At 70.9% G+C, this 20830-nt stretch carries 20 protein-coding genes and 1 riboswitch; of the genes, 10 read left to right on the plus strand and 10 right to left on the minus strand.

Annotated elements, in window-relative coordinates:
- Nucleotides 1–136: 136 nt before the first annotated feature.
- Complete coding sequence (locus ACH34W_RS39640; protein ID WP_395966337.1) at nucleotides 137–868, plus strand: GNAT family N-acetyltransferase; 732 nt, start codon at nucleotides 137–139, stop codon at nucleotides 866–868.
- A 15-nt stretch (nucleotides 869–883) separates the two neighbouring features.
- Here ACH34W_RS39640 and ACH34W_RS39645 read toward each other — a convergent pair whose 3' ends face one another.
- Entirely contained in the window at nucleotides 884–1204 is a 321-nt protein-coding gene (locus ACH34W_RS39645) for a hypothetical protein (RefSeq protein WP_395966338.1), read from the minus strand.
- A gap of 227 nt (nucleotides 1205–1431) precedes the next feature.
- On the opposite strand from ACH34W_RS39645, the gene ACH34W_RS39650 reads away from it, so the two are divergent.
- Entirely contained in the window at nucleotides 1432–3216 is a 1785-nt protein-coding gene (locus ACH34W_RS39650) for a Crp/Fnr family transcriptional regulator (protein ID WP_395966339.1), read from the plus strand.
- An 82-nt stretch (nucleotides 3217–3298) separates the two neighbouring features.
- Nucleotides 3299–3652, plus strand: coding sequence for an antibiotic biosynthesis monooxygenase family protein (locus tag ACH34W_RS39655; protein WP_395966340.1), 354 nt, complete (start codon nucleotides 3299–3301; stop codon nucleotides 3650–3652).
- A gap of 3 nt (nucleotides 3653–3655) precedes the next feature.
- On the opposite strand, the gene ACH34W_RS39660 is transcribed toward ACH34W_RS39655, so the two are convergent.
- The 6 genes from ACH34W_RS39660 to ACH34W_RS39685 all read right to left on the minus strand — a co-directional run bounded on the left by ACH34W_RS39660 (nucleotide 3656) and on the right by ACH34W_RS39685 (nucleotide 10936).
- A complete protein-coding gene (locus ACH34W_RS39660; protein ID WP_395966341.1) occupies nucleotides 3656–3937 on the minus strand; it encodes a GNAT family N-acetyltransferase in 282 nt (93 codons plus the stop codon).
- A gap of 39 nt (nucleotides 3938–3976) precedes the next feature.
- Nucleotides 3977–5554: a citramalate synthase gene (cimA, locus tag ACH34W_RS39665; protein ID WP_395966342.1), complete on the minus strand. Its 1578-nt coding sequence runs from the start codon at nucleotides 5552–5554 to the stop codon at nucleotides 3977–3979.
- 358 nt (nucleotides 5555–5912) lie between these two features.
- Complete coding sequence (locus ACH34W_RS39670; protein ID WP_395966343.1) at nucleotides 5913–7016, minus strand: branched-chain amino acid aminotransferase; 1104 nt, start codon at nucleotides 7014–7016, stop codon at nucleotides 5913–5915.
- Nucleotides 7017–7190: 174 nt separating this feature from the next.
- Nucleotides 7191–8261 carry a 3-isopropylmalate dehydrogenase gene (locus ACH34W_RS39675; protein ID WP_395966344.1) on the minus strand — a complete coding sequence of 357 codons (1071 nt, stop codon included), beginning with the start codon at nucleotides 8259–8261 and terminating at the stop codon, nucleotides 7191–7193.
- A 42-nt stretch (nucleotides 8262–8303) separates the two neighbouring features.
- Complete coding sequence (locus tag ACH34W_RS39680; RefSeq protein ID WP_395966345.1) at nucleotides 8304–8960, minus strand: response regulator; 657 nt, start codon at nucleotides 8958–8960, stop codon at nucleotides 8304–8306.
- The gene (locus ACH34W_RS39685) at nucleotides 8957–10936 is read right to left on the minus strand and encodes a histidine kinase (RefSeq protein ID WP_395966346.1); all 1980 of its coding nucleotides are present in this window, start codon (nucleotides 10934–10936) and stop codon (nucleotides 8957–8959) included. Before ACH34W_RS39685 ends, ACH34W_RS39680 begins: the two co-directional genes overlap by 4 nt.
- A 154-nt stretch (nucleotides 10937–11090) precedes the next feature.
- Between ACH34W_RS39685 and ACH34W_RS39690 the strand changes: the two genes are divergently transcribed.
- From ACH34W_RS39690 to ACH34W_RS39700, 3 genes are all read left to right on the plus strand, one after another.
- Nucleotides 11091–11447: a hypothetical protein gene (locus ACH34W_RS39690; protein WP_395966347.1), complete on the plus strand. Its 357-nt coding sequence runs from the start codon at nucleotides 11091–11093 to the stop codon at nucleotides 11445–11447.
- A gap of 112 nt (nucleotides 11448–11559) precedes the next feature.
- Nucleotides 11560–11701, plus strand: a riboswitch (cobalamin riboswitch).
- Between the two features lie 29 nt (nucleotides 11702–11730).
- Nucleotides 11731–11955 carry a CbtB domain-containing protein gene (locus ACH34W_RS39695; protein WP_395966348.1) on the plus strand — a complete coding sequence of 75 codons (225 nt, stop codon included), beginning with the start codon at nucleotides 11731–11733 and terminating at the stop codon, nucleotides 11953–11955.
- Nucleotides 11955–12710 carry a CbtA family protein gene (locus ACH34W_RS39700; RefSeq protein ID WP_395966349.1) on the plus strand — a complete coding sequence of 252 codons (756 nt, stop codon included), beginning with the start codon at nucleotides 11955–11957 and terminating at the stop codon, nucleotides 12708–12710. The genes ACH34W_RS39695 and ACH34W_RS39700 overlap by 1 nt, the downstream gene beginning before the upstream one ends.
- Here the strand turns inward: ACH34W_RS39700 and ACH34W_RS39705 are convergent.
- Nucleotides 12653–13324, minus strand: coding sequence for a (2Fe-2S)-binding protein (locus ACH34W_RS39705; protein WP_395966350.1), 672 nt, complete (start codon nucleotides 13322–13324; stop codon nucleotides 12653–12655). The genes ACH34W_RS39700 and ACH34W_RS39705 overlap by 58 nt on opposite strands.
- The gene (locus ACH34W_RS39710; RefSeq protein ID WP_395966351.1) at nucleotides 13324–14553 is read right to left on the minus strand and encodes an ROK family protein; all 1230 of its coding nucleotides are present in this window, start codon (nucleotides 14551–14553) and stop codon (nucleotides 13324–13326) included. Before ACH34W_RS39710 ends, ACH34W_RS39705 begins: the two co-directional genes overlap by 1 nt.
- A gap of 145 nt (nucleotides 14554–14698) precedes the next feature.
- Here ACH34W_RS39710 and ACH34W_RS39715 point away from each other — a divergent pair, with 145 nt between their 5' ends.
- From ACH34W_RS39715 to ACH34W_RS39730, 4 genes are read left to right on the plus strand one after another with little or no spacing between them, the layout of a single operon-like run.
- Nucleotides 14699–15787 (plus strand): sugar ABC transporter substrate-binding protein, encoded by a 1089-nt coding sequence (locus tag ACH34W_RS39715; RefSeq protein ID WP_395966352.1) that lies wholly within the window; start codon nucleotides 14699–14701, stop codon nucleotides 15785–15787.
- Between the two features lie 44 nt (nucleotides 15788–15831).
- The gene (locus ACH34W_RS39720) at nucleotides 15832–16557 is read left to right on the plus strand and encodes an ATP-binding cassette domain-containing protein (RefSeq protein ID WP_395966353.1); all 726 of its coding nucleotides are present in this window, start codon (nucleotides 15832–15834) and stop codon (nucleotides 16555–16557) included.
- Nucleotides 16554–17753: a sugar ABC transporter permease gene (locus ACH34W_RS39725; RefSeq protein WP_395966354.1), complete on the plus strand. Its 1200-nt coding sequence runs from the start codon at nucleotides 16554–16556 to the stop codon at nucleotides 17751–17753. The genes ACH34W_RS39720 and ACH34W_RS39725 overlap by 4 nt, the downstream gene beginning before the upstream one ends.
- Nucleotides 17750–18643 carry an ROK family protein gene (locus tag ACH34W_RS39730; protein ID WP_395966355.1) on the plus strand — a complete coding sequence of 298 codons (894 nt, stop codon included), beginning with the start codon at nucleotides 17750–17752 and terminating at the stop codon, nucleotides 18641–18643. The genes ACH34W_RS39725 and ACH34W_RS39730 overlap by 4 nt, the downstream gene beginning before the upstream one ends.
- Before the next feature lie 493 nt (nucleotides 18644–19136).
- Here ACH34W_RS39730 and serA read toward each other — a convergent pair whose 3' ends face one another.
- The gene (gene serA / locus ACH34W_RS39735; RefSeq protein WP_395966356.1) at nucleotides 19137–20726 is read right to left on the minus strand and encodes a phosphoglycerate dehydrogenase; all 1590 of its coding nucleotides are present in this window, start codon (nucleotides 20724–20726) and stop codon (nucleotides 19137–19139) included.
- Between the last annotated feature and the right edge of the window lie 104 nt (nucleotides 20727–20830).

A 20830-nucleotide genomic window follows, 5' to 3' on the forward strand; every position in this document is an offset into this window, starting at 1 on the left:
CTCCGCCCCCTGCACCCCCGGGAACGCCGATCCGGAGACACAGTCCCCGGGACGGGCCGCACAACACATGTCAGGTAACCCCCGCTTCTCCGGCCGGAGAGGTGGGGGATCTCACTTTCGGAGCACAGGAATCCACGTGAACGTCAACGCCGGGGTCCGCTGGTTTCGGATCCGCCAACGGGGGCCGCGCTTTGAGATCCGCCTCGCCGAGCTCGAGCACGTCCCGGTCGTCATCGGCCTTATCGAGCAGGCCGCCGACTGGCTGCGCGAGGAGAAGGACACCGAGCAGTGGAACAGGCCCTGGCCTGACCGGGAGGGGCGGGACAAGCGGGTCTACGAGGGGGTCGTCAACCGGCTGACGTGGATCCTGTGGGACGGCGACACACCGGCTGCCTCGGTCACGATCAACCCGTTCGGCAACGACCTCTGGACCGAGGACGAGCAGCGGGCGGAGGCGGTCTACATCCACCGGCTCGTGATCGACCGTGCGTACGCGGGCACCGGGCTCGGCGCCGAGCTGATCCGCTGGGCGGGCCGGCAGGGACGCCGCCGTACCCCCGGGGCGAAGCTGATCCGCATCGACGTCTGGACCGACAACAAGGAACTGCACGCCTACTACCGCCGCCAGGGATTCCGCGACGTGGATGTCCGTACCGTCGGGGACGACTGCCCGTCGGGTGCCCTCTTCCAGAGACGGATACGCCGTACACCGTGGTCCGGGACACCGCGAATCGGCCTCGCACCGTCACCGCGCGGAGCGAGGTGGCTGGGCGGGCGCGGGCCGGCCCAGTCCGCGCTCGGCGGTGTCGGGGTCACGGTGGGCACGCTGGCCACCATGATGATCTTTTTCGTGCTCAAGGTGCACTGATGCTCAAGGGTCGGTTCAGACGATCTTCCATTTCATGAGGTCGCCGTCGGGGCTCTCGCGGCAGTAGATCGACCCGCCGTTGCCGGCCATGCGCTCGATCTCGGCGTACACGACCAGGGCTCGGCTGATGCTGTCGGTCTTGTTGATGCCGGTGAGGGCCATGATCTCCTCGAGGGCATCGCGCGCCTTCAGGCTGAGGTTGACGGTGACCCGTTCCCCCACCGGTCCTGCGGGGGCGGCGTCCCGGTCGTCGACGTCACGCCGGCCGGGCGGGCGCGCGCTGTGCGTCTCGGAGGCTGCTCCGGAGTTCTTCATGAGCGGGTTCGCCTCCAACATCGAACGTCTGTTGTTCGCATGCTCTCAACTCAGGTGGTTCCCGCACTCTATGTCAGAGAAACCTGCCTGAACATCACATGTCGATCTCGAAACATCATGCTTCTGTGCAAGTTGCAACAGAATTTTATGCGCGGATTGCATGTACTTCGTATGCGCGACGTCATACGCTGGCCATATCCGAGCCCGAGCCAGGCCCCGGGCTCCCTCCCCCGGGGAAGGGAGGCGGAGTGAACAGAGTGCGAGACAGACGGCGGTGGAGCAAGGCCGGTGCCCTCAGGGTTCCGGGCACGCCGCCACGCCAGCCGATCAAGCCGAGCCTTTCGATGGCTCTCATCGGTCTCTCGATGCTGGTCATCGCAGGGGCAGTGCTGGTCGGCGGAGTACGGGGGATCATCGCGGCGCTGCTGGCGCTCGTCGCCGTGCCCATCGCGGGGTTCACCTACGACCAGATCGCCCTGACCAGGAAGGGCCGCTCGCTGGCCACCACGGTCGAGGAGATCCAGGCCCTCAAGTCGAGCGACCAGCTCGCGTTCACGCGACCGCTGACGGCCATCTTCCGCCCGGCGCGCGGGTCCTCCACCCGCGAGACGGCGCTGGAACCTACCAGGAACGCCCGTAACGAGACGGCTGCGGACGTGCAGCGCTGGACCGTGCTCACGTCCGCTCCGGGCATGTCCGGGACCAGCGTGTCCACTAGCGGCCCGTCCGGGCCCACGTCCACCGACGACCGCCCCACGGCGGAAAGGGGTGAGCCGAGCAGGAGCGGAGCACACTCGCCCGCCCGTCCCACCGTCCCTGCCGGACGGCCCGCCGGTGGCGACGGCACCACCGGCACCCCGGGCCCCGATGGGCGGCTGCCCATGGCCGGGCCCCGGCCGAACTTCTGGCAGGCGCTCACCATCGAGGAACGGCAGGCCCTGCGGGCACGGGCCCACGAGGCGACCTACCGGCCGGGCGACGTCCTGTGCCGCGAGGGGCGCCCCGCCGAACACGTCATCGTCATCATGTCCGGCTGGGCGAAGGTCTGGGTCCACGAGCCCGACGGGATCCGGGACATCGCCGTCCGGGGCCCCGGCGACCTGGTGGGCGAGCGGGCGGCGCTGCTCGTCCGGGCCCGGTCGGCGATGGTCACGGCCGAGACCGAGGTCGGCGCGTTCCAGATGCGCACCGAGAGCTTCCTGGACTTCATCGCCGAGTACCCGCGTGTGCAGGCGGTCCTGGAGCGGCAGGTGTACGACCGGCTCACCGAGGTGCCGCCACGGCAGGCGGCCTCCGAGCGTACGGACGTTCCCGTCTGGGCGGGTTCGCCGATCTGGGAAGGCACCCCGTTGTGGGCGGGCCCGCAGGGTTGGCCCGGCGAGCACAGATGGCCGGGCTCATTCGGCTGGCCGGGCCGGGTGGCGCAGCCGCAGGCACCCGCCTGGTCGGGCGGCAACTGCTCGATCCTGCTCACCGACATCGCCGGGTTCGGAGGGCACAGCCGCGACGACGACGACCGGATGATCGTCCGGGAGTCGATGTACGTGATGCTCCAGGACGCCTTCGCCGGTTCGGGCCTCGGGCAACCCGACTACTACCAGGAGGACCGCGGCGACGGGGCCCTCATCGTCGTCCCACCCGACACGCCGACCCGGTCGGTCGTCGACCCGACGCTGGCCCGGCTCGCGGCACTGCTCCGGCGCCACAACCGGCGGGCCAGCGAGGCGACCCGGCTCCAGCTCCGGGTCGCCCTGCACGTCGGCCCGGTGACCTGGGACCCGCGCGGGGTGTCGGGCACCGCCATCATCCAGACCGCCCGGCTCCTGGAGGCGCCCATCCTGAAGAGCAGGCTCGCCGAGACGGGTGCCGACCTGGGCTTCATCGCCTCGACCTTCGTGTACGAGACGGTCATCCAGCAGGGGCCCGGGTTCGTCGACCCGGCCTGCTACCTGCCGGTCGAGATCCAAGTGAAAGAGTCCGCGCTCACGGGCTGGATGTACCTCGCGGGCGGCTCCTCGCTGCGCGCGGTGTGATCCCCCGTCGATCATCCCTCCGGCGGTGCGCGTAACGTTTCTGCTGAACGCCGGGCACATGCCGATCCGAGGGAGACCCGTCTTGTCCGTCATCAAGATCAACGCGCTGACCGTTCCGGAGGAGATGCGCGAGGAGCTGGAACGGCGCTTCGCGGGCCGGGCGGGGCTGGTGGAGTCCGCCGAGGGCTTCGAGAGCTTCCGGCTCCTCCGCCCCGTCGAGGGCATCGACCGCTATCTGGTCGTCACGCAGTGGCGCAGCGAGGAGGACTTCCAGCGCTGGACGGAGAGCCAGGCGTTCAAGCAGGGCCACGCGCAGGCCGCCAAGGACGCCGAGGCCCGGGGACAAGGGCACGGGCACGGCCACGGCGGCCCAGCGGCCGCCGGTGCCGAGCTGTGGTCGTTCGAGGTGATCCAGAGCGCCGAGCCCAAGGGCTGACGTTCAGGCGACCAGGTCCTGGTAGTCAGGGTGCTTGCTGATCCAGCCCTTGATGAACGGGCAGTTCGGGACGACGGACAGACCGCCCTCGGCCCGGACATGGTCCAGTGCGCCGCGGGCCAGGGCGCTGCCGATGCCCTGGCCCTCGTAGGCGGAATCGACCTCGGTGTGCGTGAAGACGATCTGCCCCGGCTTGCGCTCGTACTCCGCGAAGCCCGCGAGGATCCCGTCCTCGTGCAGCTCGAAGCGGCCCTGCTGGGCGTTGTCGGAGATCTCTCTGCTCATGCCCTGGGTAATGCCCGCTCTGCGGCGGACATTCCCGGATCAGCCCGCCTCGTAGCCGGCGTGGAGCAGCGAGTACGTCACGGCCTCCTCAAGCGCCTGCCAGGACGCGGCGATCACGTTGTCCTCAACGCCGACCGTGCCCCACTCGCGGGTGCCGTCGCTGGACTCGATGAGCACGCGGGTCCGCGCGTTGGTGCCGTGCGACCCCTCCAGGATCCGGACCTTGTAGTCGATCAGCTCCAGCCGGGCCAGTTCGGGATAGAGCCGGCCCAGCGCGATCCGCAGCGCGTTGTCGAGCGCGTTGACCGGGCCGTTGCCCTCGCCGGTGGCGACGATCCGCTCACCCTTGGCGTGCAGCTTCACCGTGGCCTCGCTGACCATGGAGCCGTCGGGACGGCGCTCGACGATGGCGCGCCACGACTCGACCTCGAAGTGCCGCTGCCGGACGCCTGTCAACTCCTCGCGGAGCAGCAGCTCGAACGAGGCGTCAGCGGCCTCGAACGTGTAGCCGGTGGACTCCAGCTCCTTGACCCGGTCCACGACGAGCTTGGCCTTCTCGCCGGACAGGTCATACCCCAGCTCCCGGCCCTTGAGCTCCACCGACGCGCGACCGGCCATGCTGGAGACGAGCATCCGCATGTCGTTGCCGACCGCGGCCGGGTCGATGTGCTGGTACAGATTGGGGTCGACCTTCACGGCCGAGGCGTGCAGGCCCGCCTTGTGCGCGAACGCCGACAGCCCCACGTACGGCTGCTGCGAGCTCGGCGTGACGTTGGTGACCTCCGAGACCGCGTGGGCGATCCGGGTCATCTCGGCGAGCTGCTCATCGCTGACCAGCTGCATACCCCGCTTGAGCTGGAGGTTGCCGATGACCGTGAAGAGGTTGGCGTTGCCGCTGCGCTCGCCGTAGCCGTTGGCGCAGCCCTGGACGTGCGTCGCCCCGGCGCGTACGGCCGCGAGCGAGTTGGCCACCGCGCAGCCGGAGTCGTCGTGGCAGTGGATGCCCACACGAGCACCCACCGAGACCACCTCGTGGACGACGTCGGCGAGCTCATCGGGCAACATCCCGCCGTTGGTGTCGCAGAGCGCGATGACGTCGGCCCCCGCCTCAGCAGCGGTCCGTACGACCTCCAGCGCATAGGCGCGGTTGGCGTTGTAGCCGTCGAAGAAGTGCTCGGCGTCAAGAAAAACTCGTTGGCCCCCCGCACGCAGGTGGGAGACGGTATCGCGGATCATCGCGAGGTTCTCTTCCAGCGTCGTGCGGAGGGCCAGCTCGACGTGCCTGTCATGACTCTTGGCGACAAGGGTCACGACAGGAGCGCCGGAGTCGCGCAGGGCGGCCACCTGGGGGTCGTCGGCGGCCCGCACACCGGCCCGGCGGGTCGCGCCGAACGCGGTGAGCTGCGCGTGCTTCAGGTCGAGCTCGGTCTGAGCCCGCCGGAAGAACTCTGTGTCCTTGGGGTTGGCGCCCGGCCAGCCACCTTCGATGAAGCCGACCCCGAGCTCATCGAGGTGGCGCGCGACGACAAGCTTGTCGGCCACGGAGAGGTTGAGCCCCTCCTGCTGTGACCCGTCTCGCAGCGTGGTGTCGTAGACGTGGAAACCGTCGCCCTGCATCGAAAATCCCCCTTGGGGCCTGGCCCGCGCGTGAACTTGCCTCTGGAAAGCAAAAAACCCCTCACGGACGTGAGAGGTCTGCGCGCCGGCGATGTCCCGTTAGCTGCCGGCGCGCCAGCCGATAATTACGAGGCTGTAGCGCATGATGCGAGTAAGCATGCCACACCGTCCGAGCAGATAAGACATCCATCTCAGATACTGAGATGGATTTATGATCGAGTGGGTATTTCCGGGGGTGCAGGGGGCGGAGCCCCTTGCCGGGGTCGTAGGGGCGGAGCCCCTGCCCGGGGTGGCGGCCGCAGCGAAGCAAGGCCGCCGACCCGGCGCGGGGGGTGTGGGGGGTCGCCCCCCCACAAGGTCACGCGATTTTGTGGACCCAGCCATATGGGTCGGGCTTGGTGCCGTACTGGATGCCGATGAGCTCTTCGCGGAGCTTCATGGAGATCGGGCCGGGTTCGCCGGTGCCGATGTTCCACTCGCGGTCGGCGCCCTTGACGTGGCCGACCGGGCTGATGATCGCGGCGGTGCCGCAGCCGAAGACCTCGGTGATCTCGCCGGACTCGCAGCCGGCCTGCCACTCCTCGATGCTGATCTTGCCTTCCTCGACCGGGATGCCGAGGTCGGGGGCGAGCTTGAGCATGGAGTCGCGGGTGATTCCCGCGAGCAGCGCCCCGTTCAGCGCCGGGGTGAGCAGCCTCGCACCGGCGCCCGAGCCGTACACGAAGACCAGGTTCATCGACCCGACCTCCTCGACCCAGCGGTGCTCGATCGCGTCGAGCCAGACCACCTGGTCGCAGCCGTGCTCGACGGCCTGGGCCTGGCCGGCGAACGAGGCGGCGTAGTTGCCGCCGGTCTTGGCCTCGCCGGTGCCGCCGGGGGCCGCCCGCACGTAGTCCCGCGACAGCCAGACCGAGACGGGCTTGATGCCGCGGGGGTAGTACAGGCCGGACGGGGAGGCGATGACCACGAAGAGGAACTCGTTCGCGGGACGGTTGACGCCGAGGGCCCGGGTGGTGGCGAACATGAAGGGCCGCAGGTAGAGGCTCTGGCCCTCCTTGCCGGGGATCCAGTCCCGGTCCGTGCGGACCAGCAGTTCCAGGGAGTCCACGAACAACTGCTCGGGGATCTCCGGCATCGCCATCCGGCGGGCGGAGCGGTTCATCCGGGCGGCGTTGGAGTACGGGCGGAACGTGACGACCGAGCCGTCGGCCTGCTTGTAGGCCTTGAGCCCCTCGAACAGCTCCTGGGAGTAGTGCAGGACCTGGCTGGCCGGATCCATGGCGATCGGCCCGTAGGGCTCCAGGCGGGCGTCGTACCAGCCCTTGCCCTCCTGGTAGCGGATCGTGATCATGTGATCCGTGAAGTGCACACCCCACCCGGGGTCGGCCAGGACGCGCTCGCGCTCGGCCGCCGGGGTCGGCTGGTCCGTCAGGGTGATTTCGAAGTCCAGGGTGCTGCTCATCGTCTCGGTCCTCTCCCGGCGCCACCGCGGCTCCCTTGCCGCCCGGCATTCCTTATTCCCTATTGTCGTACTTCGTCCAGCCCCACTCCTCGATCACGGTGCGCGCACGGAAAAATCCGGGCGCGCCCGCGAGGCGCGCCCGGAGTTCGCTCTGTTGACCAGAGAGGCGCGCCCCTAGCCGGATACTCGCTTCGCGATCGCGTCGCCGATCTGCGACGTGGACCGGACGCCCAGCCCCGGGCGCTCCAGCAGATCGTCGGCGACGGCCTGCTCGACGCGCCGCGCGGACTCGGCGGCACCTGGCTCCAACTTCGACAGATGGTCGAGCAGCATGACGACGGAAAGGATCGTAGCGGTCGGATCGGCCTTGCCCTGACCGGCGATGTCGGGGGCACTGCCGTGCACCGGCTCGAACATCGACGGCGCGGCGCCGGTCGGGTTGATGTTGCCGGAGGCGGCCAGCCCGATGCCGCCCGCGACGGCGGCGCCGAGGTCGGTGATGATGTCGCCGAACAGGTTGTCGGTGACGATCACGTCGTACCGCTGCGGCTGGTTGACGAAGAACATGGTGGCCGCGTCGACGTGGCTGTAGTCGACCTCGACCTGCGGGAACTCGGCGGAGAGCGCCTTGAGGTAACGCTGGTAGAGCCCGGCGGCGAAGGTCAGCACGTTGTCCTTGTGGACGAGCGTCAGCTTCTTGCGCGGGCGCACGGCGGCCTGCTCGAACGCGTAGCGGATGATCCGCTCGACGCCGAGGGCGGTGTTGACGCTCTCCTGCGTGGCGACCTCGTGCGGGGTCCCCTTGCGGAGCACGCCGCCGACGCCCGCGTAGGGCCCCTCGGTGCCCTCGCGGACGACGACCATGTCGATGTCCTCGGGCCGGACGTTCGCCAGCGGGGTGGAGGCACCCGGGAGCAGCTTGACGGGCCGCAGGTTGACGTACTGGTCGAGCTCGAAGCGCATCCGCAGCAGCAGCCCGCGCTCCAGCGTCCCGCTGGGCACGGTCGGGTCGCCGATGGCGCCGAGCAGGATGGCGTCCTGGCTCCGCAGTTCGCCGAGCACCGAGTCGGGCAGGACCTCGCCGGTCCGGTGCCAGCGGGCGGCACCCAGGTCGTACGGGGTCTGCTCGAACGCCAGGCCGGACGAGGGGGCGGCGGCCTCAAGGACCTTCAGCCCCTCAGCGACGACCTCGGGGCCGATCCCGTCACCCGGGATGACGGCCAGACGAATGTTGCGGGAAGGCATGGGCGCACTCTACCGCAACGTCTCAGCTCGTGAGCAACGGTCTCACGATCCGAGATGCTCGTCTCGTCCCATGCCGGCCTCCCGGGCCCGGATGATCGCCTCCGCCCGGTCGGCCACGCGCAACTTGGCGAAGACGCTGGAGATGTGGTTGGCCACGGTCTTGGGCGCGATCGCGAGCCGCCGGGCGATCTCGCCGTTCGGGCGCCCGGCCGCGATCAGGTCGAGGACCTCCCGCTCCCGCTCGGTGAGCTCCGGGAACGGCTCGGCTGCGGCCGGCGCGGGCGCGGCGAAGAAGGCCCGTACCCGCCGTGCCACGCCCGGCCCGAAGATGGCCTCACCGGCCGCGACCGCCCGGATGGCCCGCGCGATCTCGTCCTGCTGGGCGCCCTTGAGCAGGTAGCCGGCGGCACCCGCCCGCATCGCCGCGAACACCGAGTCGTCGTCCTCGTACATGGTCAGCATCAGCACCGCCACGCCGGGCGCGGCCCGCGTCACCTCGCGCGTCGCCTCGATGCCGTCCAGGCCGGGCATCTGGATGTCCATGACCAGCACGTCCGGCCGGTGGGTCACGGCCTCGCGCACCGCCGCGTGCCCGTCCCCGGCCTCGCCGACCACGCTGAGCCCCTCGATCGACCCGAGCAGGGCACGCAGTCCGCCGCGCACCACCGGATGATCGTCCGCCAGCACGATTCTGATCATGATGTCCCCAGGGGAAGGACGGCGGTCACGCGGCCGCCGCCGGGACCCGGACCCGCAGTGCATGTGCCGCCCAGCTCGGCGGCCCGTTCCCGCATGGACGACAGTCCCACGCCCGGCCGCCACTCACCAGCGCCGTCACCGCCGTCGTCGGCCACCTCGACGTGCAGCCGCCCGTCGGCGTGGATGCGGACCTCGACGCGCCCGGCGCCGGAGTGCCGCACCGCGTTGGTCATGGCCTCGGCCGTGATCCGGTACGCGGCGGCCTCGACCGCCGCGGGCAGCTCCGGCAACGGTGGTATCTCGACACGGACGGCAAGGCCGGCGCGGTCGAGCTGGGCCGCGCGCTGCCGGACCGCGCCCGCCAGCCCGAGGTCGTCCAGCGCGGGCGGGCGCAGGTCGTACACCAGCCGCCGGATGTCCTCGATCGCGTGCGTGGTCTCGGCACGCAGCTCGGCGACCAGCCCGCGGGCGGCGCCCGGATCGGCGGCGAGCAGGTTGCCCGCCGCGTCCGCCTTGTAGACGACACCGGTGAGCACCGGCCCGAGCCCGTCGTGCAGGTCGCGGCGCAGCCGCCGCCGCTCCTCCTCACGGGCGACGACGAGGGCCTCGCGGGAACGTTGCAGCTCGTCCGACAGCCGGACGGCGTGCACCGCGACCGAGAGCGGGGCCGCGAGCAGCTCCAGCACCGCCCGGTCGGGAGCACCCAGCCGCCTCTCCCCCTGGCGGAGGCCGACGACCAGCTCCCCCACCCGTTCTCCGGCGTATGTGAGCGGGATCGTGTGCAAGAGCTCCGGCGCGGTGCCCGACGCGGCCATCTCGGTGTCGTGCGCGCGCAACGCCGCGAACGGCATGCGCAGCGCCTCCCGGACGGCCTCCAGCACGCCCGGCAGGCCGGTGTCGAGCCGCGCCCCCACCCGGGACACCGCCCGGACGGGATCGGCACGGTCTCCGTACAGCACCCGGTCCACGGCCCGCTGGAGCCGTACACGCACAGGATTGAACCCCACGGCGATCGCCACGGTGGCGAGGGCCGAGCTGCCGAGTCCCACCTCGCGGCGCATCACCGTGTCGAACATCGCGACCAGCCCGACGTACGCGGCGAGCACGCCGGCGGTCAGCAGCACGTACAAGACGGTCCGCGAGACGACGAGCCGGATGTCCAGCAGCCGGTGCCGGATGATCGCCACCGTCATGGCGGCCGGGACGAGCGGGATCGCCAGCAACACGTAGATCGGCGCGGCCTGGAACACCCCCCACGGCACCAGGACGATGACGACCAGCAGCACCGCCTGCGTCAGCCAGAGCAGCTGGCGGCGCAGGGTCTCGTCACCGCGCCGGTAGCGGACCGCCAGCGAGACCAGCCCGGTGAGCATCGCGGCGAGCTCGGTCAGCTCCGCCACCGTCCAGAGCGGCACCAGGTCGTCGTGGGCGGCGAGCGTCAGGTAGCCGGGGTGACCGGGAACGAGCCCCTCCGGATCAGAACCCATCGAGACGACGAACAGCGGAGCGGTCGCGACCGTGGCCCACATCAGCCGCCGGAACACCGGGCCTGCCGGGCGGCCGTCCGGAAAGAGCTGGAGGATCAGGGGCAGGCACAGCCCGATCGACCACGGCCACGCGTACATGGCGACGGTCAGCAGCGTGCGCACGAGCCACTCCGGCCAGCCCGCCTCCACGCCGTGCTCGGCCACCGGGGCCAGCCCGGCCGTGACGGCATGCCCGATTCCGTCCGCCAGGAGCAGCCAGCCGAGGGGGTTGCGCGGCCGGTGCCAGGCGATCAGGAGACCGCACAACGCGAACGACAGCCCGATCGCGGAATTCGACACGACGAAGGTGTCCAGGGCGTGCGTGTAGCCCCGGCCGCTTCCCGCGCTGACGGCGATCGCGGCGATCACACCGGCGGCGGCGAGGACGAACAAGCCGACTGCGAGCGGGCGGGTGGGGGCGGTGCGCGCGGCGCGCCAGGTGGCGTCCATGCGCTCATGATGCGGCCGGTCACCCCTCCCTGTCCTGGGTGTACGGCCCCAGACCGCCCGGGATCACCTCCTGGCCGCGCGGCACCGTGCCCCCTGCCGTCCGGGTGTCCGGGGGCCGCACGCTGAGGCCACCTCAGTACGGAAGGGATCTCCCATGAAGTCCACCGCGTTCACCATCGGCCTTGTGCTCGCCGCCCTGCTCGGGATCGGCGACCTCGCCACCGGCGCGCTCGACGGGCCTCCCCCCGAGGTCGTCGTGATCACCACCATCCTCGGCGTCGTCACCCTCGCCGGCGTGGTGCACGCCTGGCGAGGTGGCCGCGCCGGTCTGTGGGCCGTCGTGGTCACCCGAGCCCTCTCCGGCCTGGGCGCCGTGCCGGGCCTCCTGGTCGACGACACCACGGGGGCGGTGAAGGGCGTCATCGTCGTGGGGCTGGTCCTGACGTTCGTCACGCTGGCCTTGATCGTTCCCGGTCTGCGCCGGGCGCCGGCCAGTTCGGCCGCCGCGTGACGATACGCGCCATCAGATGGGAGCTCCGTCTTCACCGGCCGTACGGGGGCGCGGTGAAGGCGGCGCTCCGTCTTTGTCACCCTTTGCCCACTTGACGTGCACCTTGGCGAAGGAGACGCTCTCCAGGACAAGTTCACAAGCGAGGCGGCAGTGCGCAGGAACCTGGTGCGATTCCAGGACGGTCCCGCCACTGTGTCCGATAGGCCCTCCGGGGTCCCGGAAGTCAGGAACTGACCTGCCGTCCTCCCGTCACCGGGGCGAGTGCACCCCGTGAGGAGACCCCATGGCCCAGTCAGCCGTACCTGCGACGCAAGTCCAGACGCCGCCCGTTCCGCTGCGCGTCCCCGTCCGCGAGATCCTGCCGTGGGCGGTCTTCGCCGCCGTGCTGGGCCTCGTCCTCATCTACTTCATCGGTGCCGAACAGGGCGCCACCTCGCTGTTCAGCGGCACCTGGGTGCACGAGTTCACGCACGACGGCCGGCACCTTCTCGGGTTCCCCTGCCACTGATGATGCGCTCTCTTCTCATCCGCGGCATGCTCGCCGGGCTCGCCGCGGCGGCGCTCGCGCTCGTGATCGCCTGGATCTACGGTGAACCGCAGGTGGGGCACGCCATCTCGTTCGAGGAGGCGCAGGCCGCCGCGCACCACCACGGCGGCGAGGCCGAGGTGGTCAGCCGCACCGTCCAGAAGACCACCGGCCTGATCACGGCGATGGTGGTCTACGGCGTGGCTGTCGGCGGGCTCTTCGCCATCGCGTTCGCGTTCGCGTACGGCAGGATCGGTGCTCTCGGCGCCCGCGCGACGGCGGCGCTGGTCGCCCTCGGCGGCTTCGTGGCCGTCGTGGTCGTGCCGTTCCTGAAGTACCCGCCCACACCCCCGGCGGTCGGCAATCCGGACACGATCGGCGGCCGGACGGCGCTCTACTTCGGCGTGGTGGCGCTCGGCGTGCTGGCAACCGCCGCCGCGGTGATCGTCCAGCGCCGGCTGCTGCCGAGGCTCGGGATCTGGAACGCGACGATCGCGGCCACCGTGGGCTTCGCCGTCGTGGTCGGGGTCGTCTACCGGCTCACACCCAAGCCGGACGCGGTCGCCGACGGTTTCCCGGCCACCGTGTTGTGGGACTTCCGGATCGCCTCGCTGGGGATCCAGGTGGTGCTGTGGGCGACGTTGGGCCTGCTCTTCGGGGCCCTCACCGAGCGCGCCTTTCAACGAGTCAGGAGCACGCAGTCACCGCACATCTCGCCGCCGGGCGGGACGCGGTAGTAGAGGCAGCAGCTGCGTCGCACGAAGCCCCGGCCCTGTTCGAACGAGCCCGTGCCGGTGAGCGGGTCACGGGAGAACAGATCCCGGACGAGGGTGTTCAGCGGCGCGGCCAGGTCCGGCCGGAGCGTTCCAGCGCGGAGCGTTCCGGCCAGGGCCGACGCCGCGTTCCCCCAGAGAAGCCCGTCGGCCAGGCGTACGACCTGGAGCATCGTCTCGCGCAACGGCTGGAGCTGGCCGGTCACGACCGTCTCGTAGAGGCGGTCCGCCGACCGGGGCCACCCCGAGGGTTGGGCCAGCCAGAGCGCGATCGGCGCCCCTGGGGCCCATCGCCAGTGGAGACTCGACAGGTCGGGTACGGCGCCCAGCGCCGCGGCGGCCACCACGGGCGACCAGAGGCGGGATGCCAGGCCCTGGAAGAGGATCGAGGCCGCCACGCGGCGCTCGTCCGTGCCGAGCCGCTGGGCGTACGCGTCGATGAGCCCGAGCAGGCGGTCCGGATCCTTCTCGGGCAGCGGGCGCCAAGTCGGGTCGGCCTCCTCGGCCGGGTCGGTGACGATCTCGAAGTACGGGCCCAGTTCCGCGGCCGCACGGATCGCCGCGATCACGTCCGTCATCAGCCGACCGCCGGTTCGCCGACGGCGCGGTTGAAGACGATGTCGATGGCGGTGGACAGCCCGGTGGCGAGCGCGCCGAGCACGGTGGCCTCCTCGGCCAGCACCGACGGCTCGATCGGCGGCGGATCGAGCGGGGTCATGTCGGTCAGCCGCTCGCGTACGGCGTCCAGGAGCACATCCACCCCGTGCTGGCCCAGCCCGCCCCCGATGATCACCAGCTCGGGGTCGAGCAGCGCGATGACGCTGGCCAGCGCCCGGGCGATGTTGCCCGCCTCGTAGCGCACCGCCTCCAGCGCGATCGGGTCGCCCGCCCGCGCCGCGTCGTACACCTTCTTGACCGTCGGGCGCCCGGGCATGCCGAGCCTGCGTGCGGTGGCGACGAGCCCGGCGGCTGACAGCACGCTCTCGAGCATGCCGTGCCGCCGCGCACCCGGCGTGTGGGTAAGGGGATCGCTCTCACCGAACGGCAGGAACGCCACCTCGCCCGCTGCGCCCCGGGACCCGCGGAACAGCTTGCCCTCCAGGACGATGCCCATCCCTATGCCGGTGCCGACCGACAGGAACGCGAAGTCGGAGATGCCCTCGCCGAGGCCGTGGGCCTGCTCCCCGAGGGCGGCGAGGGCGATGTCGTTCTCGATGAGGAACGGGGCGGGCAGCCGCTCGGCCAGCCGCCCGGTCGTGCCAGGCCGGTCCCAGCCGGGCAGGTTGGGCGCCAGCCGCAGCCTCTCGTTCTCGACGTCGTGCACGCCGGGGGTACCGAGCACGATGTAGGTGACGTCGGCGGGCGCGATCCCCGCCTCGGCGGAGAGCTCGGTCACCAGGCCGGCCAGCTGCTCGATCAGCGTGTCCCCGTTCCGCGCCTGGGAGCGGACGTCGCGCCGGACGATCGGCTCGCCGTCCAGGCCGGACAGCGCGGCCCGCACCCACTCCCGGCCGACGTCGATGCCGATGACCCGGCCGGCGCCGGGATCGATCTCGTACAACATCGCCGCGCGGCCCGCGTTGCCGGTGCGGTGGCCCACGGTCCGCACCAGGCCGGTCCGTTCGAGATCGGCCAGCGCCAGCGAGACCGTGGGTTTGGACAGGCCGGTCAGCCGGGCCACCTCGGGCCTGGAGATCGGGCCTTCGCTGCGGATCCGCTCGTAGACGGCGCGCTCGTTCATCACCCGGAGCACGCTGGTGGTGCTCGCGATGGGCTTGCCGTTGCCGGGCCCGGTCCCGATCGTCACGCGTCTCCCCCTGTTTCGACGTCCCGACAGTGGCATACCACGACATGGCGATCAACGCTTCTGCGCGTTGGGGGCTTGTTTTGTTAGGAAGCCTCCCTTACTTTCACCTTACCCACCCCGTGAGATGGAAGGAAGGTGCAGGTCGATGCGTCGATGGTGGTGCGTGATCCCGCTGGCCGCGGCGGTGGTGGTGGCCGGCTGTGGCTCTGACGGCAAGGACGGCGATGGCGACAAGGGCAGCGGTAAGGGCGGGGCGGCGACCATCGCGCTGTTCCTGCCGGAGTCCAAGACGACGCGGTACGAGGCGTTCGACCGGCCGCTGTTCGAGGGACGGGTGAAGCAGCTCTGCCCCGACTGCAAGATCATCTACGGCAACGCCGACCAGGACGCGACCAAGCAGCAGTCACAGGTCGAGGGAGCCATCACGCAGGGCGCCGACGTCATCGTGCTGGACGCGGTCGACGCCAAGGCGGCCGCACCGCTGGTCAACCAGGCACGGCAACGCCGGATCCCGGTCATCGCCTATGACCGGCTCATCACCAACGTCGAGTATTCGTACTTCGTCTCGTTCGACAACGTGCGCGTCGGCCAGATGCAGGGCCAGGCGCTGCTGGACGCGCTGACGGCGCGCGGCACACTGGGCAAGGGCAAGATCGTCATGCTGAACGGGGCGCCCACCGATCCGAGTTCGGCCGACTACAAGAAGGGCGCGCACCAGATCCTGGACGGCAAGGTGCAGATCGGGCGCGAGTTCGACACCCCGGACTGGAGCCCGGACAAGGCCCAGCAGCAGATGGAGCAGTCCATCACCGCGCTCGGCCGCGACACCATTTCCGGTGTGCTCTCGGCCAACGACGGCATGGCGGGCGGTGCGATCGCTGCGATGAAGCGGGCCGGCTACAAGACTCTCCCGCCGATCACGGGCCAGGACGCCGAGCTCGCCGCCGTGCAGCGCATCCTCACCGGCGAGCAGAACATGACCGTCTACCTCAACATCCGTGCGCAGGCGGAACGGTCGGCCGACCTGGCCGTGGCGCTCGCGCGCGGCGAGAAGCCCGCCGCACCGCAGAAGATGAACAACGGCGCAGCCGAAATCCCGGCCTTCCTGCTGGCGCCGACCGCCGTGACAAAGGACAAGGTCAAGGACACCATCATCAAGGACGGCTTCTACACGGCCGCGAAGATCTGTACCGGCCAGGTCGCCGCCGCCTGCAAGACCGCGGGGCTCCAGTGACGGCGGGGGTTCCGGCGGCGGCACACGGGGGACCTGGTGAGGTCGTGCTCTCGGCCCGCGACATCACCAAGCGGTACGGGGCGGTGCATGCGCTCGACGGGGTGAACCTGCGCCTGGTCGCCGGCGAGGTGGTCGCGCTGGTGGGCGACAACGGCGCCGGGAAGTCGACACTGGTGAAGGTGATCTCCGGGGCGATCACACCCGACGCGGGCGAGATCTTCTTCGGCGGCCGGCCGGTCCGCATCGGGCGGCCGCACGACGCGCAGGCGCTGGGCATCTCCACCGTCTACCAGGACCTGGCCCTCTGCGAGAACCTCGACGTGGTCGCCAACCTCTTCCTGGGCGGCGAGACACACCGCTGGTCGTTGTTGCGGCAGCTCAAGATGGAACGTGCCACCCGCGATCTGCTCGCCTCCCTCGACGTGCGGATCCGCGACATCCGGGCGCCCGTCGCCGCACTCTCGGGCGGCCAGCGGCAGTCGGTGGCGATCAGCCGGGCATTGCTCGGCGAACCACGGGTGGTGTTGCTGGACGAGCCGACGGCGGCGCTGGGTGTGGAGCAGACCGCCCAGGTGCTCGACCTCGTCCGGCGCCTCCGCGACCGGGGGCTGGCTGTGCTGGTCATCTCCCACAACCTCGCGGACGTCCGGGCGGTCAGCGACCGGATCGTCGTCCTCCGGCTCGGCCGCGACGCCGGGGACTTCCGTACCGCCGACACCAGCCAGGAGGCCATCGTGGCGGCCATCACCGGGGCGGAGGCCGCGGCATGATCACCGAGACCTCGCGGCGGATCCTCGCGCCACGGCCGGCCGAGCTCGCCGGACGCCTGCGCGGCGGGGAGCCGGGCGCGCTGCCGGTGGTGGCGGCCCTCGTCGTCATCGCGGCGGTGTTCGGCTCCCTCAACGAGCATTTCCTGTCGGCCGAGAACCTCACCAATCTCGCGCTGCAGATGGCCGCGACCGGCACCATCGCCCTCGGCGTTCTCATCGTTCTCCTGCTCGGGGAGATCGACCTGTCGGTCGGCTCGGTGAGCGGGCTGTGCGGGGTGGTGATGACCCTGCTGTACGTGAAGCAGGGACTGCCCGCGGGCCTGGCGGTGCTCCTCGCGCTTGGGGCCGCCGCGCTTGTGGGCCTGCTGCACGGCCTGATGTTCACGCTGCTCGGCATGCCGTCGTTCGTGGTCACGCTCGCGGGGCTGATCGGCTGGCAGGGGCTGCTGCTCTATCTCCTGGGCGACGAGGGCACGATCAACCTGCCGTTCGACGGCTCCGTGGCCAAGGTCAGCGACACCTGGCTGCCGCCGTGGCTGAGCTGGCTCGCCGTCGTCGGCATCACGGCCGTCGTCCTGGGCTCGTCGCTGCTCGGCCGGAGAGCGAGAGCACGCGCCGACCTCCCCGTCCGGCCGGTCGGGTGGCTGGCCTTCCGTGCCGGGCTGCTCGTGGTGGTGCTGGCCGCCGTGGTCGCGGTGCTGAACGGCGACCGCGGCGTGCCGCTCACTCTGGTGATCTTCGGCTCGCTCGTCGTGCTGCTCGATCTCGGCCTGCGGCACACTCTGCCGGGGCGCTGGATCTACGCGGTCGGCGGCAACGCCGAGGCGGCCCGCCGCGCCGGGATCGGCGTGACCCGGATCCGGATCCTGGCCTTCGTCGCAGCGGCCACGCTGGCCGGGGCAGGCGGGATCCTCGCGGCCAGCCGGCTTTCCGCGGTCAACCAGAGCTCAGGCGGCAGCGACATCCTGCTCATCGCGATCGCGGCGGCGGTGATCGGCGGAACGAGCCTGTTCGGCGGGCGCGGGCGGCCCTACGCGGCGCTGCTCGGCATCCTCGTGCTCCAGTCGGTCACCAACGGCATGTTGTTGCTGAACGTGGACTCCTCGGTCCGGTTCATGGTGACCGCGGCCGTCCTCGCGCTCGCGGTGGCCATCGACTCGACCGCCCGCCGGGCCCGTCCGGGCGGCAGGCGGTGAGCGGCCCGACCGTCCTCGGCATCGACTTCGGTGGCACCAAGATCGCGCTTGCCACCGCGACCACCGCCGGACGGCTGCTCCGCCGCCGCACGCTGGAGACCCGCGCCGGCGACGGCGCCCGTGCCGCGATCGAACGCACCCTCACCGCCGCCCGCCGTCTCATCGAGGAGACCGGCGGCGGGCACCCGGTGGCGGTGGGGGTCTCGACCTTCGGCGTCGTCCAGGGGGCGCGGGTCGTGCTGGCGCCCAACGTTCCGGGATGGGAGGAGCAACCCCTCCCCCGCCTTCTCGAAGAGGGGCTCAAGGCGCCCGCGCTCCTGCTGGACAACGACGTGAACGCAGCGGCGGCCGCGGAGGTCCGCTGGGGGCGGCTCGCGGGGGTCGGCGTCGGCCTGTACGTCAACGCCGGCACCGGGCTCGGAGCGGGCATCGTGCTCGACGGGCGCGTGCTGCGCGGCGCCAACGGTGCGGCGGGTGAGATCGGCTACTCGCTCTCCTCCCCCGCACAGCCGGGCCACGCCGCCGGGCGCGCCCCTTTGGAGGAGTACGCGTCCGGGAGTGGTCTTGCTCTGCGCGGCGCCCGGCTGCTCGGGCGCGACGTGACCGCGGCGGAGTTGTTCGGGCTGCGCGACGATCCGCGTGTGGCCGGGCTCCTCGACGAGGCATTGGACAGGCTGGGGATGGCGGTGGCCAATCTCGCGATCGCCCTCGATGCCGGCCGGGTCGTCCTGGGCGGCGGCATGGCGGCCGAACCGTCGCTGGTCGCGCGGCTCGGAGCACTGCTGGCCGCGGCGGTGCCGTTCCCCCCGGAGGTCGGGCTCGCGCGCTTCACCGGCGACGCGTCGCTCATGGGAGCGCTGGCGCTGGCCCTGGACGCGAAACCGCCGTGACCGATGGTCCGGTCACGGCGGTCGCAAAGCTCAAGGCCACACTCAGCGGGCGGCCGGCTCAGCGGGTGTTACTTGCGGCTGGACTGGCCGCCGTTGTCGCGGCGGTCCAGGGCGGTCTGCAGCGCGCGCGACGCCTCGTCCTGGTCGTCGGCGGGCGCGGCGTTGAACGTCTCGTTCATGATCTGCTCCGTGGGTCTCTGGTGGCTGCTGTGCCGGGGTCGCCGGGTCGCCGTGGTTCGCACGGGCCGGCGCCGAACAGGGCTTACGGCCAGCACTTCCCTCCGCAGCGGGGTGCCGGCCTGCCGTTCAGGCCCCGCTGCGGCAGCGAAGGATTACTACGAAGCGCCGCATGACTCCCACCACGTTACCTTCGGATGCCGGGAAGTGTCCCGACCCGTGGCCAAAGTTCTCGCATAGTGAGACGATCAAGCTTCCACCTGCGGAAACCAAAAGGCCGTGATCCCGTGTGCGGGATCACGGCCTCGTGGAACGGTCAGGAGTCCAGATCGACCCGGCGGCCCATCTCGGCGCCGATCGCGGCCTTGATGCCGTCGACGAGCTGGGCCGGGATGGCCGAGTCGACGGTCAGCGCGATCAGTGCCTGGGCGCCCTTGGCGGCCCGGCCGACCTGCATGCTGGCGATGTTGACGCCGCTCTCGCCGAGCAGCTTGCCCACGACGCCGACGATGCCGGGACGGTCGGTGTAGGTGAAGAACGCCATGTGCTCGGTCGGCAGGAGCTCCATGTCGTAGCCGTTGATCTCGATGATCCGCTCGATGTGCTTGGGGCCGGTGAGGGTGCCGGAGACCGAGATCACCGTGCCGTCGGCCATCGTGCCGCGCACCTGGACCACGTTGCGCCAGTCGGGCGAGTCCTCGCTCGTGGTGAGCGTGACCTCGACACCGCGGTCACGGGCCAGCAGCGGGGCGTTGACGAACGTCACCGCCTCCTCGATCACGTCCACGAAGACGCCCTTGAGCGCGGCCAGCTCCAGCACCTTGACGTCATGGCCGGTGATCTCGCCGCGTACCACCACGTCCAGCCGGACCGGCACGCCGCCGGCCAGCGCGGTGAAGATGCGGCCGAGCTTCTCGGCGAGCGGGAGGCCGGGCTTGACGTCCTCGGCGACCGCGCCGCCCTGAACGTTGACCGCGTCGGGCACGAACTCGCCGGACAGCGCCAGCTTGACCGAGCGGGCGACCTGGGTGCCGGCCTTCTCCTGCGCCTCGTGGGTGCTGGCCCCCAGGTGCGGGGTGACCACGACGTTGTCGTGGTGGAACAGCGGGCTGTCGGTGCAGGGCTCGGTGCTGAACACGTCGATGCCGGCGCCGGCCACCCGGCCGTCCTTGATCGCGAGATCGAGGGCCGCCTCGTCGACGATCCCGCCGCGGGCGGCGTTGACGATGCGCACGCTCGGCTTGACCCGGTGAAGCTCCTTGTCGCCGATGAGCCCAAGGGTCTCCGGCGTCTTGGGCAGGTGCACGGTGATGAAGTCGCTGTCAGCCAGCAGCTCGTCGATGGAGACGAGCTTGACGCCGAGCTGGGCGGCGCGGGCGGCCTGCACGTACGGGTCGTACGCGATCACGTTCATGTCGAACGCGGCCAGCCGCTGGGCGACCAGCACGCCGATGCGGCCGAGGCCGAGCACGCCGACGGTCTTGCCCTGCAGCTCGACTCCGGTGTAGCGAGACCGCTTCCACTCGCCCTGCTTGAGTGCGGAGTGGCCCTGCGGCACGTTGCGGGCGGTCGCCAGCAGCAGCGCGATCGCGTGCTCGGCGGCGGTGACGATGTTGGAGGTCGGCGCGTTGACGACCATGACGCCGCCCTTGGTGGCGGCCTCGACGTCGACGTTGTCCAGGCCGACACCGGCCCGCGCCACGACGCGCAGCTTCTTGGCGTGCTGGAACACCTCGGCGGTGACCTTGGTCGCGCTGCGGACGATCAGCGCGTCGACGTCGGCGACGGCCGGGAGCAGCTGCTCGCGGTCGGCCCCGTCGACGGAACGGACCTCGAAGTCGGACTCCAGTACCGCGATTCCGGCCGGAGAGAGTTCTTCAGCGACGAGGACGACAGGCTTGCTCAAGGAACAGTCCTTAGGAAGGTAGATGTGCAGGTGATGTGCTGGATTGAAGTCGCGACTCACCTCGTCGTGCGCGCGCCCCGTTGCCCGAGTCTATCCCGCACCCG

The sequence above is a fragment of the Actinomadura sp. 6N118 genome, assembly GCF_044326415.1.
In the GTDB taxonomy this organism is placed as follows: domain Bacteria; phylum Actinomycetota; class Actinomycetes; order Streptosporangiales; family Streptosporangiaceae; genus Spirillospora.

Bases quoted from the DNA above. Each gene is read 5' to 3' on its own strand.
- ACH34W_RS39695 (WP_395966348.1), top strand. From the start codon at position 11,731: ATGGCCCAGTCAGCCGTACCTGCGACGCAAGTCCAGACGCCGCCCGTT.
- ACH34W_RS39675 (WP_395966344.1), bottom strand. From the start codon at position 8,261: ATGCCTTCCCGCAACATTCGTCTGGCCGTCATCCCGGGTGACGGGATC.
- ACH34W_RS39670 (WP_395966343.1), bottom strand. From the start codon at position 7,016: ATGAGCAGCACCCTGGACTTCGAAATCACCCTGACGGACCAGCCGACC.
- ACH34W_RS39685 (WP_395966346.1), bottom strand. From the start codon at position 10,936: ATGGACGCCACCTGGCGCGCCGCGCGCACCGCCCCCACCCGCCCGCTC.
- ACH34W_RS39700 (WP_395966349.1), top strand. From the start codon at position 11,955: ATGATGCGCTCTCTTCTCATCCGCGGCATGCTCGCCGGGCTCGCCGCG.
- ACH34W_RS39725 (WP_395966354.1), top strand. From the start codon at position 16,554: ATGATCACCGAGACCTCGCGGCGGATCCTCGCGCCACGGCCGGCCGAG.
- ACH34W_RS39645 (WP_395966338.1), bottom strand. From the start codon at position 1,204: ATGTTGGAGGCGAACCCGCTCATGAAGAACTCCGGAGCAGCCTCCGAG.
- ACH34W_RS39680 (WP_395966345.1), bottom strand. From the start codon at position 8,960: ATGATCAGAATCGTGCTGGCGGACGATCATCCGGTGGTGCGCGGCGGA.
- ACH34W_RS39705 (WP_395966350.1), bottom strand. From the start codon at position 13,324: ATGACGGACGTGATCGCGGCGATCCGTGCGGCCGCGGAACTGGGCCCG.
- cimA (WP_395966342.1), bottom strand. From the start codon at position 5,554: ATGCAGGGCGACGGTTTCCACGTCTACGACACCACGCTGCGAGACGGG.
- ACH34W_RS39715 (WP_395966352.1), top strand. From the start codon at position 14,699: ATGCGTCGATGGTGGTGCGTGATCCCGCTGGCCGCGGCGGTGGTGGTG.
- ACH34W_RS39690 (WP_395966347.1), top strand. From the start codon at position 11,091: ATGAAGTCCACCGCGTTCACCATCGGCCTTGTGCTCGCCGCCCTGCTC.
- ACH34W_RS39660 (WP_395966341.1), bottom strand. From the start codon at position 3,937: ATGAGCAGAGAGATCTCCGACAACGCCCAGCAGGGCCGCTTCGAGCTG.